16 protein-coding genes and 1 pseudogene are annotated in these 16,185 nt (G+C 64.7%); 7 read left to right on the top strand and 10 right to left on the bottom strand.

From position 1 onward, the window contains the following. Window positions 1–343: 343 nt before the first annotated feature. Window positions 344–1,387 (bottom strand): rod shape-determining protein, encoded by a 1,044-nt coding sequence (locus K6T56_01535; GenBank protein ID MCL6555022.1) that lies wholly within the window; start codon window positions 1,385–1,387, stop codon window positions 344–346. Window positions 1,388–1,512: 125 nt separating this feature from the next. On the opposite strand from K6T56_01535, the gene gatC reads away from it, so the two are divergent. From gatC to gatB, 3 genes are all read left to right on the top strand, one after another. Further along, a complete protein-coding gene (gatC, locus tag K6T56_01530) occupies window positions 1,513–1,800 on the top strand; it encodes an Asp-tRNA(Asn)/Glu-tRNA(Gln) amidotransferase subunit GatC (protein ID MCL6555021.1) in 288 nt (95 codons plus the stop codon). 71 nt (window positions 1,801–1,871) lie between these two features. After that, a complete protein-coding gene (gene gatA / locus K6T56_01525) occupies window positions 1,872–3,326 on the top strand; it encodes an Asp-tRNA(Asn)/Glu-tRNA(Gln) amidotransferase subunit GatA (protein MCL6555020.1) in 1,455 nt (484 codons plus the stop codon). 140 nt (window positions 3,327–3,466) lie between these two features. Continuing rightward, window positions 3,467–4,903 (top strand): Asp-tRNA(Asn)/Glu-tRNA(Gln) amidotransferase subunit GatB, encoded by a 1,437-nt coding sequence (gatB, locus tag K6T56_01520; protein ID MCL6555019.1) that lies wholly within the window; start codon window positions 3,467–3,469, stop codon window positions 4,901–4,903. A 12-nt stretch (window positions 4,904–4,915) separates the two neighbouring features. Here the strand turns inward: gatB and K6T56_01515 are convergent, their stop codons facing one another. Further along, window positions 4,916–5,548, bottom strand: coding sequence for a DUF4124 domain-containing protein (locus K6T56_01515; GenBank protein MCL6555018.1), 633 nt, complete (start codon window positions 5,546–5,548; stop codon window positions 4,916–4,918). After that, window positions 5,545–6,201 (bottom strand): orotate phosphoribosyltransferase, encoded by a 657-nt coding sequence (gene pyrE, locus K6T56_01510; protein ID MCL6555017.1) that lies wholly within the window; start codon window positions 6,199–6,201, stop codon window positions 5,545–5,547. The genes K6T56_01515 and pyrE overlap by 4 nt, the downstream gene beginning before the upstream one ends. A gap of 20 nt (window positions 6,202–6,221) precedes the next feature. On the opposite strand from pyrE, the gene xth reads away from it, so the two are divergent. The 3 genes from xth to K6T56_01495 are packed head-to-tail and all read left to right on the top strand — an operon-like array spanning window position 6,222 to window position 8,963. After that, window positions 6,222–6,998, top strand: a complete 777-nt coding sequence (xth, locus tag K6T56_01505) for an exodeoxyribonuclease III (protein ID MCL6555016.1) — start codon at window positions 6,222–6,224, stop codon at window positions 6,996–6,998. Next, the gene (locus tag K6T56_01500; GenBank protein MCL6555015.1) at window positions 6,989–8,305 is read left to right on the top strand and encodes an MFS transporter; all 1,317 of its coding nucleotides are present in this window, start codon (window positions 6,989–6,991) and stop codon (window positions 8,303–8,305) included. The genes xth and K6T56_01500 overlap by 10 nt, the downstream gene beginning before the upstream one ends. Next, window positions 8,298–8,963, top strand: a complete 666-nt coding sequence (locus K6T56_01495; protein MCL6555014.1) for a sulfite exporter TauE/SafE family protein — start codon at window positions 8,298–8,300, stop codon at window positions 8,961–8,963. Before K6T56_01500 ends, K6T56_01495 begins: the two co-directional genes overlap by 8 nt. Window positions 8,964–8,987: 24 nt before the next feature. Here the strand turns inward: K6T56_01495 and K6T56_01490 are convergent, their stop codons facing one another. The 7 genes from K6T56_01490 to K6T56_01460 form a co-directional block, all read right to left on the bottom strand. Continuing rightward, the gene (locus K6T56_01490) at window positions 8,988–9,419 is read right to left on the bottom strand and encodes a DUF4426 domain-containing protein (GenBank protein MCL6555013.1); all 432 of its coding nucleotides are present in this window, start codon (window positions 9,417–9,419) and stop codon (window positions 8,988–8,990) included. A 46-nt stretch (window positions 9,420–9,465) separates the two neighbouring features. Beyond that, a complete protein-coding gene (metW, locus tag K6T56_01485; protein ID MCL6555012.1) occupies window positions 9,466–10,059 on the bottom strand; it encodes a methionine biosynthesis protein MetW in 594 nt (197 codons plus the stop codon). Further along, window positions 10,056–11,201: a homoserine O-acetyltransferase gene (locus K6T56_01480; GenBank protein ID MCL6555011.1), complete on the bottom strand. Its 1,146-nt coding sequence runs from the start codon at window positions 11,199–11,201 to the stop codon at window positions 10,056–10,058. The genes metW and K6T56_01480 overlap by 4 nt, the downstream gene beginning before the upstream one ends. Before the next feature lie 68 nt (window positions 11,202–11,269). After that, window positions 11,270–11,638, bottom strand: coding sequence for a hypothetical protein (locus K6T56_01475; protein ID MCL6555010.1), 369 nt, complete (start codon window positions 11,636–11,638; stop codon window positions 11,270–11,272). A gap of 34 nt (window positions 11,639–11,672) precedes the next feature. Further along, window positions 11,673–13,631 (bottom strand): dynamin family protein, encoded by a 1,959-nt coding sequence (locus K6T56_01470; GenBank protein MCL6555009.1) that lies wholly within the window; start codon window positions 13,629–13,631, stop codon window positions 11,673–11,675. A gap of 269 nt (window positions 13,632–13,900) precedes the next feature. Beyond that, on the bottom strand, window positions 13,901–14,725 hold the full coding sequence (mutM, locus tag K6T56_01465; protein ID MCL6555008.1) for a bifunctional DNA-formamidopyrimidine glycosylase/DNA-(apurinic or apyrimidinic site) lyase: 825 nt from the start codon (window positions 14,723–14,725) through the stop codon (window positions 13,901–13,903). A 1-nt stretch (window position 14,726) separates the two neighbouring features. Then, on the bottom strand, window positions 14,727–15,593 hold the full coding sequence (locus K6T56_01460; protein MCL6555007.1) for a DUF4340 domain-containing protein: 867 nt from the start codon (window positions 15,591–15,593) through the stop codon (window positions 14,727–14,729). Between the two features lie 181 nt (window positions 15,594–15,774). Here K6T56_01460 and K6T56_01455 point away from each other — a divergent pair. After that, window positions 15,775–16,110: pseudogene (locus tag K6T56_01455) on the top strand (hypothetical protein). Window positions 16,111–16,185: the final 75 nt, after the last annotated feature.

Genomic DNA, 16,185 nt, shown 5'->3' with positions numbered 1-16,185 from the left:
GCAACTGCGCCGACAGGCGCAGCCGGGTTTGCCGCAGTTCCTCGTTTTCCAACCGCAGCCGGCTGTGGGTGACGAAGAAATCCGCCACCTGGCCAGCCAGTCGCACCGGCGCATTGACCGCGTGTTGCAGGGGGTTGACGAAGACGGCCAGCGCCTGACGCAGGGCGCCAAGATAAGTGAGGCGTGCGTCGGCCAGCATGAGGACGGCGGACAGCAGGACGAAGATGGTGAAGCGGAGGTGGGGCGGCAGCCCGGTCTTGAAAAAGGGTGGGGGAGTGGGGTCGTTCATGGCGCGCGCTCAAGGGGCGCAGGACATTGCCCCGAAAGGACGCCTGCCATGCCCTCAGTCGTTGGTGAAGACGGTGGAAAGGCGCTCCATCTCCTCCAGCGCCCTGCCCGAGCCGCGCACCACACAGGTGAGGGGATCCTCCGCCACGATCACCGGCAGGCCGGTCTCTTCCATGAGCAGCCGGTCCAGGTCCCGCAGCAGCGCGCCGCCGCCGGTGAGCACCATGCCCTTTTCGGCGATGTCCGCCCCCAGCTCGGGGGGCGTCTGCTCGAGGGCGGATTTCACCGCGGAAACGATGCTGTTCAGGGGATCGGTGAGTGCCTCGAGGATCTCGTTGCTGGAGATGGTGAAGCTGCGGGGAATGCCTTCCGCCAGATTACGGCCCTTCACCTCCATCTCCCGCACGTCTGAGCCGGGGAAGGCCGAGCCGATTTCCTTTTTGATCTGCTCCGCCGTGGATTCGCCGATCAGCATGCCGTAATTGCGCCGGATGTAATTGATGATGGCCTCGTCGAACTTGTCGCCCCCGACGCGCACGGAGGCCGCATAGACGATGCCACCCAGAGAGATCACCCCCACCTCGGTGGTGCCGCCGCCGATGTCCACCACCATGGAGCCGGTGGCCTCCGCCACCGGCAGGCCGGCGCCGATGGCCGCCGCCATGGGTTCCTCGATGAGATAGACCTGACGGGCGCCAGCACCGATGGCGGATTCGCGGATGGCCCGTCGCTCCACCTGGGTGGAACCACAGGGCACGCAGATGATGATGCGCGGGCTGGGACCCAAAAGCCGCGAGCCGTGAATCTTCTTGATGAAATACTTGAGCATCTGCTCGGTGATGGTGAAGTCCGCAATCACGCCATCCTTCATCGGCCGGATGGCGGTGATGTTGCCGGGGGTGCGCCCGAGCATCTGCTTCGCCTCGATGCCCACCGCCTGGATGGTCTTCTTGGCCGAGGGCCCGCCCTCATGGCGGATGGCCACCACTGACGGTTCGTTGAGCACGATGCCCTTGCCGCGCACGTAGATGAGGGTATTGGCGGTGCCGAGGTCGATGGCAAGATCGGTGGAAAAATAGCCGCGCAGGAATCCGAACATGTCTTTTACCGTAGCCGTCATGAAGAGGCGGCAGCCGCTGCCCGATGCCGCGGTGCGGCCTCCTCAAATAAACGGCTTATGATACCCTATAGGGCTCGTTTCGTTAACGGAAGCCGGTGAAATCCATGTCATTTTCCGCAGCCGACGTGAAGCGCATCGCCCACCTCGCCCGCATCGAAATCACGGATGTCGAGATCGGGCCCGTGCTGGCGCAGTTGTCCAACATCCTCAAGCTCGTGGAACAGATGCAGGCGGTCAACACCGAAGGCATCAAGCCCATGGCCCATGCGCAGGACATCCCCTTGCGCATGCGCGAGGACGAGGTCACCGAGACCGACCAGCACGAGCTTTTCCAATCCATCGCCCCCCAGGTGGAAGCCGGGTTGTACCTGGTGCCCAAGGTGATCGAGTGACTTTTCCACGTCGCAGGCGGCGGGGCCAGACTGCCTTGCCGCCGGTGCCGTGAGGCGAAAACGGACCCGTCATGATCAACAGCTCCCTCAAAGAACTTTCCGCGTTGCTTGCGGCAAGGAAGATTTCCAGCCGCGAGCTCACCGAAGCTTTTCTTGCGCGCATCGAAAAATTCAATCCCGAGCTCAATGCCTTCATCACCGTCGACCCGGAAAAATCCCTCGCCCAGGCCGAGGCCGCGGACCGGCTGCGGGCTGAGGGCCGGGCCGGGCCGCTTACCGGCATTCCCGTGGCGCAGAAGGACATCTTCTGCGCCAAGGGGTGGCTGACCACCTGCGGCTCGAAGATGCTCCACAACTTCGTCGCCCCCTACGATGCCCATGTGGTGGAAAAAATGAACGCGGCGGGCATCGTCAATCTGGGCAAGACCAACATGGACGAGTTCGCCATGGGCTCGTCCAACGAGACCTCCTATTTCGGCAAAGTGAAAAATCCCTGGGACCGGACGGCGGTGCCCGGCGGCTCTTCGGGGGGTTCGGCGGCCGCGGTCGCGGCGCGGCTTGCCCCGGCGGCCACCGGCACCGACACCGGCGGCTCCATCCGCCAACCCGCCGCCCTGTGTGGCATCACCGGGATCAAGCCCACCTATGGCGTGGTCTCCCGCTATGGGATGATCGCTTTCGCCTCCTCCCTCGATCAGGGCGGACCCATGGCCAAAAGCGCCGAGGATTGCGCCCTGCTGCTCAACGTCATGGCGGGGTTCGATGCCCGGGATTCCACCAGTCTGCAACGCCCGGCGGAGGATTACACGCGGCAGCTTTCAGAGCCCCTGACTGGCCTCAAGATCGGCCTGCCCAAGGAGTACTTCGCCGAGGGGCTCGCACCTGACGTGGCCCAGGCGGTGGAGACCGCGATTGACGAATTCCGCAAGCTCGGCGCGCAGGTGGTGGAGGTTTCCCTGCCCAACACGCGCCTGTCCATCCCCGTTTATTACGTGCTGGCGCCGGCGGAAGCCTCCAGCAATCTGGCGCGCTACGACGGTGTGCGCTATGGCTATCGCGCGCCGGAATACACCGATCTCACCGACATGTACAAGAAGACCCGCGCCCAGGGCTTTGGCGCAGAGGTGAAGCGGCGCATCCTGATCGGCACCTATGTGCTCTCCGCCGGCTATTACGATGCCTATTACCTCAAGGCGCAGAAACTCAGACGCCTGATCGCCCAGGATTTCGCCGATGCATTCCGCCAGTGCGACGTGATCATGGGGCCCACCTCGCCCACTGTCGCCTTCGATCTGGGGGAAAAAGCAGACGACCCGGTGGCCATGTATCTTTCCGACATCTATACTATCGCGGTCAATCTGGCCGGGCTGCCCGGCATGTCGATTCCCGTGGGCTTCGGCGCCAAGGGGCGGCCGGTGGGGTTACAGATCATCGGCAATTATTTCGCGGAAGCCCGCATGCTCAACGTCGCCCACCAGTACCAACAGGTGACGGATTGGCACACCCGGCTTCCCGAAGGTCTCTGAAGGACAGGCTGATGGGGCAGTGCCGGTGCTGGCGGCGGTCCCCTGCCGCCCCCTTCGCCTCCGCTTCGTTCATCACCCAACACGGGCCCGGGACGGCCTCTGCCGGCGGGGTGACCGTGACGCACAACGGATGAGTCATCATGGAATGGGAAATCGTCATCGGGCTCGAGGTCCATGCCCAGCTTTCCACCCGCAGCAAGATCTTCTCCGGCGCCTCCACCCGTTACGGCGCGGCGCCCAACACCCAGGCCTGTGCGGTGGACATCGCCTTGCCTGGGGTGCTGCCGGTGTTCAACAAGGCGGCGGCGGAGCAGGCCATCAAATTCGGTCTTGCCATCGGTGCGCGCATCAATCGGGAGTCGGTGTTCGCGCGCAAGAATTATTTCTACCCCGATCTGCCCAAGGGCTATCAGATCAGCCAGTATGAGCTGCCCATCGTGGAAGGGGGCGAGATTGTCATCCAGGTGGGGGAGGAGGAAAAAATCATCCGCATCACCCGCGCCCATCTGGAGGAGGATGCCGGCAAGTCCCTGCACGAGGATTTCCACGGCATGACCGGCATCGACCTCAACCGGGCCGGCACGCCGCTTCTGGAAATCGTTTCCGAGCCGGACATGCGCAGCGCGCAGGAGGCCGTGGCCTATGCCAAGACCCTGCATTCCCTGGTCCAGTATCTCGACATCTGCGATGGCAACATGCAGGAGGGCTCCTTCCGTTGCGATGCCAATGTCTCGGTGCGGCCAAAGGGGGCAGACAGCTTCGGCACCCGCTGCGAAATCAAGAACCTCAATTCCTTCCGCTTCCTGGAAAAGGCCATCGAATACGAGGCGAATCGGCAGATCGAAATCCTGGAAGCCGGCGGCTACGTCGAGCAGGAGACGCGGCTTTACGATGCCGAGCGTAACGAGACCCGCTCCATGCGCTCCAAGGAGGAGGCCTTCGACTACCGCTATTTCCCTGATCCGGATCTTTTGCCGCTTTGCATTCCGGAAGAGATGATCGAGGCCATCCGCGCCAGCCTGCCGGAACTGCCCCATGCCAAGCGCCACCGTTTCATGAGCCAGTATGGCTTGTCGGCCTATGATGCGGGGGTGCTCACCGCCAGCCGGGCCATGGCGGCCTACTACGAGGAAGTGGTGGCCGCCGTGGGCGCGGCCCATGCCAAGGTCGCCGCCAACTGGGTGATGGGCGATCTCGCCGGAGCACTGAACCGGGAAGGGCGCGATATCAGCGAAAGTCCCATCGGGGCGCAGGCGCTGGCCGGCCTCATCCGGCGCATCCTCGACAACACCATTTCCGGCAAGATCGCCAAGGAAGTGTTCGAGGCCATGTGGGCGGGCGAAGGCAGCGCCGATGAGATCATCGAAGCGCGGGGCCTGCGCCAGATCACCGATTCCAGCGCCATCGAGCGCCTGGTGGAGGAGGTGATCGCGGCCCATCCCAAGTCCGTGGAGGAATACCGCGCCGGCAAGGAGCGCGCCTTGAATGCCCTGGTGGGGCAGGTGATGAAGCGCAGCCAGGGCAAGGCCAACCCCCAGCAGGTGAGCGAGCTTCTGAAAAGGAAGCTAGCGCAGTAGCCCGCCGGCGCGTCACGGCGAGGCGGGCAGGCCCTTGAGTTCGAGGAAGCGGCGGCGGTCTTCGGCGAAGCGGGCGCGGATGCGTTCCTTCTCCTGCACCGCTTCCTGGATGCGGCTTTGCAACTGCCGGACTTCCTCCTGCGCTTCCCGGATGTCGTCGTTGAGGTCGGCGGGGGCGGGCCGGTTGCGGGCGGCAAAGCTATCCCGCTGTTTTTTCAGCCCGGCAAGCCGCCCCTCCACCGACTTGATGCGCAGTTCATAGCTTTTGATCTGCAGGTCCACCGCCTCTAGGTTGCGGCGTTCGGCCAGATCGAGCTCGCCCACGGTGGTGTAGCTGGCAAGCAGTGCCTTGTCCCGCCGGCGCTGTTCCTCCGCCTTCTCCCGTGCTTCCCGGTCGCGCGCTTCCGCTTCCTGGCGCGCCTTGAGCTGCTCCGCTGTGGGTGCCGGCGGCGCCTCCTTCACCACGCGCCCGCTCTTGGTCATCTCCGCATGACCCTGGCGGACAGACTCGGGGGGCAGGGTGTCGCTGTAGTGCACCTTGCCCTGGGCATCCACCCAGCGGTAGAGCTGTTTGCCCGCGCCCGCCGCGCCGGGGAGCAGGAGCCCTGCCACAAGGAGAGAAACTGCCGTGCGATGAAGGTTCATGGTGTCTGCCTGTTGCCAATACCGTAGCGTTCCCGATAGGCAAGCATGCGTTCAAGCGCCGCCGCATAGGCCGGCCGCTGCCGCAGGTAGGCGATGAGGTCGTCAAGGGTGGCAATGGCGATCACCGGCATACCGTATTCCCTTTCCACCTCCTCCACTGCGGAAAGCTCGCCCTGTCCCTTTTCCTGCCGGTCCAGGGCGATCACCACGCCGCAGGGGGTGGCGCCATGGGCGCGGATGAGGTTCACCGACTCGCGCACCGAAGTGCCTGCCGAGATCACATCATCGGCAATCAGCACCCTTCCCTTGAGGGGGGCCCCAATGGTGCTGCCGCCTTCGCCGTGGTCCTTGGCCTCCTTGCGGTTGAAGGCGAAGGGCACGTTGCGCCCCATCTCCGCCAGCACCACGGCCAGCGCCGCCACCAGGGGAATACCCTTGTAGGCGGGGCCGAAGACCATGTCGAAGGCAAGCTGCGACGCGAGGAGGGCTTTCGCGTAAAATCGCGCCAGCCTGCCCAGGGAAGCGCCGTCGTTGAAAAGGCCGGCATTGAAGAAATAGGGGCTTGTCCGCCCCGCCTTGGTTTTGAACTCGCCAAAGAGCAGAACCTGCCGCTCCAGGGCGAATTCGATGAATTCCTGGCGGAAGTTTTCCATAGACGAAAGCCGAGTACGTTTTGCGCATTATAACGGTCAACCTCAACGGCATCCGGTCCGCTGCCAACAAGGGTTTCTTCGACTGGCTGAGACATCAGCGGGCGGATGTGGTGTGTGTCCAGGAGCTCAAAGCCCAGGCCGCCGATCTCACGCGGGAGATGCTGCAGCCGGGCCGGCTGTTGGGCTACTTCCACTACGCGGAAAAAAAGGGCTATAGCGGCGTGGGTCTCTATAGCCGCCGGCAGCCCGATGAAATCATCGAGGGGCTGGGCATGGCCGACATCGACGCCGAGGGGCGTTATCTCGAGGCGCGTTTCGGCCAGCTCAGCGTGGTCTCCCTCTATCTTCCCTCGGGTTCGGCCTCGGAGGCCCGGCAGGCGGCGAAGTTCGATTTCATGGCGCGGTTTCTGCCGCATCTTTCCGCCCTGCGGAAAAGCGGCCGGGAAGTGATCCTCTGCGGCGACTGGAACATCGCCCACACGGCAAAAGACCTGCGCAACTGGAGATCCAACCAGAAAAATTCCGGCTTCCTGCCCGAGGAGCGGGCCTGGCTGGGACAGGTTCTGGCCCTCGGTTGGGTGGATGTGTACCGGGCGCTTTATCCCGAGGCGGAAGGCGAGGGTTACACCTGGTGGAGCAATCGCGGTCAGGCCTTTGCGAAGAACGTGGGTTGGCGCATCGACTATCAGATCGCAACGCCAGGTATCGCCGCCCGCGCCCGCTCGGCGAAGGTGTACAAGGCGCAACGTTTCTCCGACCATGCGCCCCTCATCGTGGATTACGCCGAATGGCCGTGAAGGAAGCGCGCTGGCGCGATGCCCTGGCCGTCTATGCCCATCCGCGGGTGGCGGCCATGCTCTTTCTGGGCTTTTCCGCCGGACTGCCCCTGCTCCTCGTGTTGGGCACGCTTTCCTTTTGGCTGTCGGAAGCGGGCGTTGCCCGGGCCACCATCGGCCACCTCTCCTGGGTGGGGCTTGCCTACGGAACGAAATTCGCCTGGGCGCCCCTGGTGGACCGCCTGCGCTTGCCCTGGCTTACCGCGCACCTCGGACGCCGGCGCGCCTGGCTTTTGCTGGCGCAGGGGACCATCGTGCTGGGGCTGTTGGGCATGGCCCATGCCGATCCGGCGCGGGAGCTTTCCCATACGGTCTTTTTCGCGCTGCTCGTGGCCTTCGCCTCCGCCACCCAGGACATCGCGGTGGATGCCTGGCGCATCGAGGCGGTGGAGGTGACGCGCCAAGGCGCCATGGCGGCTGCCTATCAAGTGGGGTACCGGGTGGCGATGATCACCGCCGGCGCGGGGGCCTTGTGGATCGCCGCCCTCTTCGATCCTTCCGAAGCGACCTATGATTTCCGCCCCTGGCAGGTGGCCTATACGGTCATGGCGGCGTTGATGGGCGTGGGCATCCTCACCACCCTGCTCATCCCTGAACCCGAAGGCCTCGCCACCCCGCCCCCCGTTGCCAAGCTGGGGGTGAAGGCGTGGCTTTTCGAAAGTTTCGTCCAACCCTTCCTGGAGCTATTCCAGCGGCTGCGCTGGCAGGCCGTGCTGATTCTCGCCCTCATTGCCTTCTACCGCATTTCGGACGTGGTGCTGGGGGTGATGAGCAATCCTTTCTATCAGGAGATGGGCTTTACCAAAGACGAGGTGGCCAGCGTGTCCAAGGTCTATGGCGTGATCATGACCCTCGTCGGTGCCGGACTGGGCGGCCTGCTGGTGGTCCGCCTCGGTCTCATGCGCACGCTGTTCCTCGGGGCGCTCGCTTCCGCCGCCAGCAATCTGCTCTTTGTCTGGCTCTACGGCCGGGGCCATGACGTGGGGGCGCTGGTATTCACCGTCTCCGCCGACAACCTTTCCGCCGGCATCGCCTCCAGTGGCTTCGTCGCCTATCTCTCGGGGCTGGTGAACCAGGCCTATTCCGCCACCCAGTATGCCCTGTTCACCTCGGTGATGCTGCTTTTGCCCAAGGCGCTCGCTGGTCTTTCCGGGGATGTGGTGGATGCCTTCGGCTGGGCGGCGTTCTTCACCGGCACGGCCGCCCTCGGCGTGCCGGTGCTGCTCCTGGTGTGGCTCGCGGCCAGGATGGAAAAGCGCCATGCCTGAGCAGACCCTGCTTGCCGCGGCCCTGGTGGGCCTCTTGGGCGGGGTCCACTGCGTGGGCATGTGCGGCCCGCTGGTGGCGGCTTTTTCCCTGCAGCGCTCGCCGCTTCCGCCGCGCTTCTCCCTGTACCTTGCCGCCAATCTGGGGCGGCTTGCTTCCTACACCGTCGCCGGCGCCCTGGCCGGTCTGCTGGGGGCGGGGAGCCTCTTCCTGCGCCGTCTTTTTCCGGTGGAGCTGGTGCTCTATGGGGTGGCCAACGGCATGCTGGTGCTCCTCGGGCTTTACCTCATGGGCCTCAATCGCTGGGTCACCCACATCGAGCGCGCCGGGGCCTGGCTCTGGCGGCGGCTGCAGCCGCTCCTGGCCCGCTGCCTGCCCATCCGCACCCCCGCGCAGGCCTTTGCCGCGGGGCTCATGTGGGGGTGGCTGCCCTGCGGCCTGGTCTACAGTGTGCTGGTCACCGCGCTGGCGAGCGGCAGTCCGGCAACGGGCGCCCTCACCATGTTCGCCTTCGGGGTCGGCACCCTGCCCAATCTCCTCGCCATGGGGTGGCTTGCCGAGCGCCTGGCGGTGCTGGTCAAGGCACGCGGCTTTCGCGTGGCCGCCGGCATGGGCGTGACCGCGCTGGGTCTTTGGGGCCTGGCGCGTGCCTTCTTCTAGTGCGCCTGGCGCAAGCCCGCCGCTCTATTTGTAGAAGGCCTTCTCGAACTCGAAGGCCAGGGGCTGGGTGGTTCCTTCCGGCTGCGCGCTCACCTTGAACTTCAGGGTTTGCGGGGGATTCACCCGGAACTCACCGATATAGTAGATGGCCGTGCCCTCGACGATCTCCCGCAGCGGCACGTCGATGCTCTGCCCGGTGAGGGTGGGGATCGTCACCTTGACCGACGCCTTCACCGGCTGGCTCACCCCCAACGGCGTCTTCTTCAGCACGGACAGGGTGACCATGCCCCGGTTGCGGGAGCGCTCGATCTTGTAATTCTTGGCCACCTCGGGCAGCAGCTCATCGGTTGGCATGGCGTTGTAGTGCACCTCCACGTCGCCGAAGCGCGCCGCCTGCTCGGCTTGCACAGGCAGGGCGAGGCAAAGGAAGGTGAGGCAGGCAAAGAGTTTTTTCATTTTTCGTCTCCTCCAGGCTACACACCCAATATAGACCACGGGCTGCTCATTGGCGTGCCTGCAGCCGATAGACGGCAAGACTGCCCAGCAGATTGGGGAAGAGGCTCACCCGTCGGCCCCGGTGCATGACCACCCGTTCCAGGATTTCCACGCCGTGGGTGGCGCAGAACTCCTCGAAATCCTTCAGCGTGCACAGGTGGATGTTGGGGGTGTCATACCATTGGTAGGGGAGCTCCGGGGAGACGGGCATGCGTCCGAAAAGCACCTGCAGGCGGTGGCTCACGTGGCCGAAGTTGGGGAAGGTGACGATGGCTTCCCGCCCCACGCGCAGCATCTCGCGGATGATTGCCTCCGTGTGGCGCATGGCCTGCAGCGTCTGCGACAGAATGACGTAATCGAAGGAATGGGAGGCGAAGGTGGACAGCCCGCTTTCCAGGTCGCTCTGGATCACGTTGACGGCATTTCTGACGCAGGCGGCGACCTTTTCATCGTCGATCTCCACCCCGTAGCCCAGGGTGTTGCGCGTCTCGCGCAGATATTTGAGCAGGCTGCCATCACCGCAGCCCAGGTCGAGCACCTTCGCCCCCGCGTGCACCCGCTCGGCGATGATGGCGAAATCCGGACGGACGCTCTGGTTCATAGGACAATATTGCTCATGTAGGTGCGGACCACTTCGTGGTAATAGGGGTCCACCATGAGGAAGGCGTCGTGGCCATGGGTGGACTTCACCTCCGCATAGGTGACGTTGCGCTCGTTGTCCAGCAGGGCCTTGACGATCTCCCGGGAACGCTCCGGGGCGAAGCGCCAGTCACTGGTGAAGGAGATGACCAGGAAATCGGCCTTTGCCGGTGCCAGCGCCTCCGACAGATGCCCGCTTGCGTAATGGTGGGTGGGATCGAAATAGTCCAGCGCCTTGGTCATCAGCAGATAGGTGTTGGCATCGAAGCTGGCCGCGAACTTATCGCCCTGGTAGCGGAGGTAGGATTCGATCTCGAACTCCACGTCGTAGCCGAACTGGAAGGCCCCGGAGCGCAGGATACGGCCAAACTTGGTGCCCATCACGTCATCTGAAAGATAGGTGATGTGCCCCAGCATGCGGGCCAGGCGCAGACCCCGTTTCGGCGTCACCCCATAGGCGTAGTAATCCCCGCCGTGGAAATCCGGGTCGCTGAGGATGGCCTGGCGTGCCACGTCGTTGAAGGCGATGTTCTGCGCCGTGAGCTTGGGAGCGGCGGCGATGACCAGGCAATGGCGCAGACGGTCGGGGTAGGTGATGCTCCACTGCAGGGCCTGCATGCCGCCCAGGCTGCCGCCCACCACAGCGGCGAACTGGGTGATGCCCAGCCGGTCGGCAAGCAGCGCCTGAGTTTTCACCCAGTCGTCCACAGTCACCACGGGAAAGCGCGAACCCCAAGGCTTGCCCGTGGCCGGGTCGATGCTGGAAGGGCCGGTGGAACCATGGCAGCCGCCCAGGTTGTTGACACCGATGACGAAGAAGCGGTTGGTGTCGATGGGCTTGCCCGGCCCCACCATGTTGTCCCACCAGCCGGGATATTTGTCGTGTTCGGTGTAACGCCCCGCCACGTGATGGTTGCCGGAGAGGGCATGGCAGACCAGGACGGCGTTGGAACGCGCGGCGTTGAGCGTGCCATAGGTTTCATAGACGAGCTGGTAGCTGGGGATCACCGCGCCGCTGCGCAGCGTGATGGGCGTGTCGAAGTGCGCCGTCTGCGGCGAGACGATACCGACGGAACCGGTGGCGTGGGCCGAATGGCTCTTCATGGGAACGAAAGGAAAAAACAGCCGGGATTATACGCGCAGGCTGCGTCTGTCGGCTGCCGGGGGTTGGTTCAGTGGGCCGACTTGCGACCTATGCGCCGCCGGTCAGTGGAGCCGTCCCGGGGGCGCTTCGACCAGTCGCGGCGGTCCGGGGTTTTGCGCCGGTCGAGTTCCGGCGGGAAGTTTTCCAGGAGCCGGGCGAGATAGACCTCGGCCCCTTCCTGCAGCCGCCGCTGGCCTTCCGGTGTGGCCATGAGTTCGCGGATTTCCTCCGGGCGGAAAGTCTTGTTGATGGCTTCCTGCCAGGCCAGCATGACATAGCGCTCGACGGTCATGCGCTCTTCCCGCGTGCCTTCCATTTCGATGCCCGCATCGGCATCCTCCACCAGGGAGAACTCGATGCCCGCCGGCCCGATCCGGTAGTGATATTCCAGCTTCACGCCCGACTCCCGTTTCCTTTTCCCTTCGCCCGCCTCATGCCCAGGCCACCTGCTCGCGGTTGGCATCGAAGGCGAGGCTTTCCATAAGGCGGCTGTGCAGGTCGTTGAGCTCGGCAAGCTGGTCGAGGAGGGTGGTTTCCATTTGTTCCAGCTCGGCGATGCGGTCTTCCAGGGTGTCCGTGGCCTTGTGGATGCGCTTGATGCTCTCCAACCGGCGGCGCAACTGCAACTGGTGTTCCCGCACCTGGGTTTCCATGGGTGCCATCACCGCCTTCAGCCAGTTCTCCACATCGCGGTTGGCGATCTCATAGACGTGCACCACCCGCGCGGCCACCGTCTCGAAAAACTTGGCCATGAGACTGAAGCGTTCGGTGGCATAAACGGTCATGGTGCCGAAGTGATCGTTGTAGGCCTTTTCCAGTTTGGCCAGTTCCTTGCTGTACTTCAGCGTGGAGAAGGGCGCCGGGGTGGTCGCCTTGAGGCCGTGCTCTTCGGCGAATTTTTTGTACATGGCATCCATCATCGCCTTGATTTCCTCGATCTGCTCCGTGGCCTTGGCGATGTTGGCATGGGTGTCGCGGAAGAACTGGTTCATGGCATCGCGGATGCCCTTGGTGAACTTGCTCTTCGCCATCTGGATGCGGACGTTGCGGATTTCCTGCTTCAACGCCTCCATGCCCAGGTGGCTGAAGAGGACATTGGTGTGATGGGAAAACACCGAGCGCAGGGCCTGGAAGCGCTGCAGGCCGCGTTCGAAATCCTGCTTGTCCTGCTGCACCTTGGCCATCATGTGTTCGATCACGTCCTGGTTCTTGCCGCGCAGGTTCCTGAGTTCCGTCAACTGTTCGCGCACACCGGCGAGCCTGCCGCGCAGGATCTCGCTGCTCTGCTGGATCATGTCCTCCAGCTCGCTTTGGGTCGCATCCCGCACGATCTCCTGCTTGGAGGGGATGAGCTCGTCCGATAACGCCCGCTCCAGGCGGGGCAGTCGGCTTCTCCAGAGCAGCGCCTCGTCATGGGTGACCTTGGCCAGCAGCCCCTTCTGCGCCGAGACGGGGAAGACCTGGGCGGGGTCGAGCCCCAGCAGATGGGCGGTGGTCTCCACCTGGCGCTGGATTTCCCGTTCCACCACTTCCTCGCCCTTGAGCTCATCCCACATGGCATCGATCTTGTTCAGCACCACCAGGCGTCCCTTTTGCCGCCCCTGGGTGTTGCCGATGTGATTGCGCCAGACTTCGATGTCGCTCTTGGTCACCCCCGTGTCCGCCGCCAGAATGAAAAGGATGGCGTGGGCATTGGGCAGCAGGTTGAGGGTGAGCTCGGGCTCGGTACCGATGGCATTGAGGCCCGGGGTGTCGAGGATCACCAGCCCCCGTTCCAACAGGGGATGGGGAAAGTTGATGATGGCATGGCGCCAGGCGGGGATGTCCACCGTCCCGTCCTCGTGCACGGTGAGGGCATTGTCCTGGTCTTCGCGGTCATAGAGGCCGTAGCGTTCCGCCTCCTCCACCGGCACCCGGCGCGTCTCCGACACCCTTTGCAGCGCCTCGATCATGCCCTCGCCGGAGGCGGTGTCGAGGGGGATCACCGTCCACTCCTCCGGGTAGCGCTTGTATTCGGTGGTGGTGGTGTCGGTGGCGCGCGTCTCGATGGGCAGCAGCATGATGCAGGGCTCCCGCGAAGGATCGTAGAGGAGCTCCGTCGGGCACATGGTGGTGCGTCCGGCACTGGAGGGCAAAAGCCGCTGCTTGTAGTCGGCGAAGAAAATGGCGTTGATGAGCTCGGACTTGCCGCGGGAGAACTCCGCCACGAAGGCGACGTTGAGCTTGTCGTCCTTGAGCCGTTCCAAAACGTGCTGCAGGCGAAGATCGATCTGCGCATCGATGAGCTCCTGCTCCGACAGCCATTTGCGCAGGCTGCTCACGTCCTCGGTCAGGCGTTCCCGCCAGTCGCTATAGGCCTGGAAATGGGCGACGAGATTGTCATTGCTCATGGGAATCTCCCCGTTCATTGCCGATGGCGCCTCACCCCGGGCGCCTGCGGGACACCTGCCTGGGCTTCTCCGCCCCGCGGGGCAAAGGGCCGCCTGCCGCAGGGGCTGGTCATGGCGCTTCGCCAGGCTCCTTTGCCCCCCGCCCACGCCACTAAAGGGGCGGGAAGGCTTGGCCCTCTGCTGCCTAATGTAGCAGAAAGCGCTTGCAAACAACAGGCTTACGCGCTTTTCCTGAAGCAGTTTGGCGAAATGCGCGCCTCGCGTGATCCTCAGCGCTGGCAGCGGCCGCAGAAAAAAGTGGAATGGCCGTTTAGGCGCAGCAGGCGGATGCGCGCACCGCAGCGCCGGCAGGCCTCCCCCGCACGCCCGTACACCGCGTATTCCTGCTGGAAATAGCCCGGGTGGCCATCGGCGCCGACGAAATCGCGCAGGCTGCTGCCGCCCGCCGCGATGGCGCGTTCCAGGGTTTCCCGCACGGCGGCCACAAGACGGCCACAGCGGGCGGGGCTCAACGATCGGGCGGGCCGGCGGGGATCGATCCCCGCGGCGAAGAGGGCCTCGCTGGCGTAGATGTTGCCCACGCCGACGATGAGGCCGGCATCCATGAGCACCGTCTTGATGGCCCCGTGGCGATTCCGCAATGCCCCGTGGAGCCACTCCCCGGTGAAGGCGGGGGAGAGGGGCTCGATGCCGAGATGGGCGAGCAGCGGATGCGCCTCCGCCGGGCCCGTCTGCCACAGCAGGGCGCCGAACCGCCGGGGATCGCGCAGCCGGACACAGGCGCCGCTTTCCACAAGCAGGTCCACGTGATCGTGGCGGTCGACGGGAAAATCCGCCGGCACCAGGCGCAGGCTGCCGGACATGCCCAAATGCCAGATGAGAAAGCCCCCCTGGCGGCCCTCCACATGGAAAAGCAGATATTTGCCCCGGCGGTCGAGGGCCACGATGCGGCCGCCCTGCAGCCGATGGGGCAGATCCTTGGGGACGGGCCAGCGCAGGCGCGGCTGCCGCACCAGAAGGCCCGTGATCACGCGGCCGGTCAAGTGGGGCGCAAGGCCGCGCCGTGTGGTTTCCACCTCGGGCAGTTCTGGCATCTCAGGGCAGGGCGCCAAGCCTGGCCGGATCCAGCAGACGTTCGCCCACATCCGGCGCGAAGTGGTAGTCGAGCCCCTCGTCCTCCCGGCGCAACACCCATTCCGGCTGCCGCGCCAACAACGTAAAGGTAAGCGTGCGGCCATCGGCAAGGCGCACCGCGATAGACGAAGACGGGCCACGCCGGTCCGCCCCGGCCCGCGCCGCCTCGACCCGGGCCGCCGTGGCGAGCCGCCATTCATCGGCGAAGCGGTTCAACTGGTCGGCGCTGAAACGGCCATCGTCCGGCTCCCGCCGCCAGCGGCCGTTTTCCAGAAGCAGACTCAGCCCCGGCAGGGTGAAGCCCACCGGATTCTCGTCGTCGGCGAGGAGTTTCCGGGCGAGGAAGGCTTCCACGCCGCGGGAGACATCCACCGTGTAGACCGGCGAGACCAGATACACCGCGCCGCCGGTGGCCACGTACACCTCACCCGTTACCGGCTGCGTATCACCGAAATCGAACACCTGCGCCCCTTCCGCGGTGTGCACCGTCAGGCGCAGGGCGGGTGGGGCCAGGCCGAATTTGGCTGCGTTCCCGGAGGGCAGGCGGCGCTCGCTTTGCGCGCCGAGGATATTGAGCACGGCCTCCACCCGCGCGCCATCGGCGCGCGCAGTCCGCGGCGCACGCACCCGCCAGCCGGCTTTTCCCCGCTCGAGGACGATGGGGTCTGCCCCGCGGGGCGCAAGCTCCAGCGACACCACATCGGCGGCGCGCAGCGTGGATAAGGCAAAGCGCTGCGGCCCCGCCGGCTCCGGCCGGAAAAACAGAAACAACGCCAGGGCCACCACCGCGGCCGCAAGCAGAAGGTTATGCAGGAGGCGCGAACGCATGCCCGAATTATCCCCCACGGCCCGGTGAAAACAAACCGGGCCCCACCATGGCCCGCGCGGCGGGCGGTCCACCGCCTTGTGGCCCGTGGCACAGCCAAGAGGGGAAGCCGTCCGCGGGTCATCGGGTGGGCGCCAAGCCCGTCCCCCACCCGCAGCGCCGGCGACGCTACAATTGACGAGACTGCAAACGTCCAAGTGCTGGGAAGGGAGGGAGCCACCGGTTTGGTTGGTGCGGGCGGGACCCGATGGCGAGTACGAGCCGAAATACATAGATGAAAGCCGCATCTATGTGACCTGGAGTCACCTCGACGTCGATCTCTCCAAACTCCGTGATCGCGACGAACTGACAAAGGAGATGCGCAGGCGCTATCCCGACGCAAAGCCCAAGGCGATTGCAAACTGGGTAAGCCAGGTCTGGCCTTTCGCCCACGAAATGAAGAAGGGGGACCTCGTTGTGCTCCCCCTGAAGACCCAGCGCGCCATTCAAATTGGCGAAATCGCCGGCGACTACCACTCGCGGATTCAAGTTTGAAGTGCAATTTTGATTAACGGGTAGGTGGGTCAGAATGTGCGAGCATTTTGCCCCATCAAC

It is taken from the genome of Burkholderiales bacterium (assembly GCA_023511995.1).
Taxonomy (GTDB): Bacteria; Pseudomonadota; Gammaproteobacteria; order Burkholderiales; family Thiobacteraceae; genus Thiobacter.
Note: the sequence above shows the minus strand (reverse complement) of the source record. Positions and strands in the feature narration are given on the sequence as shown.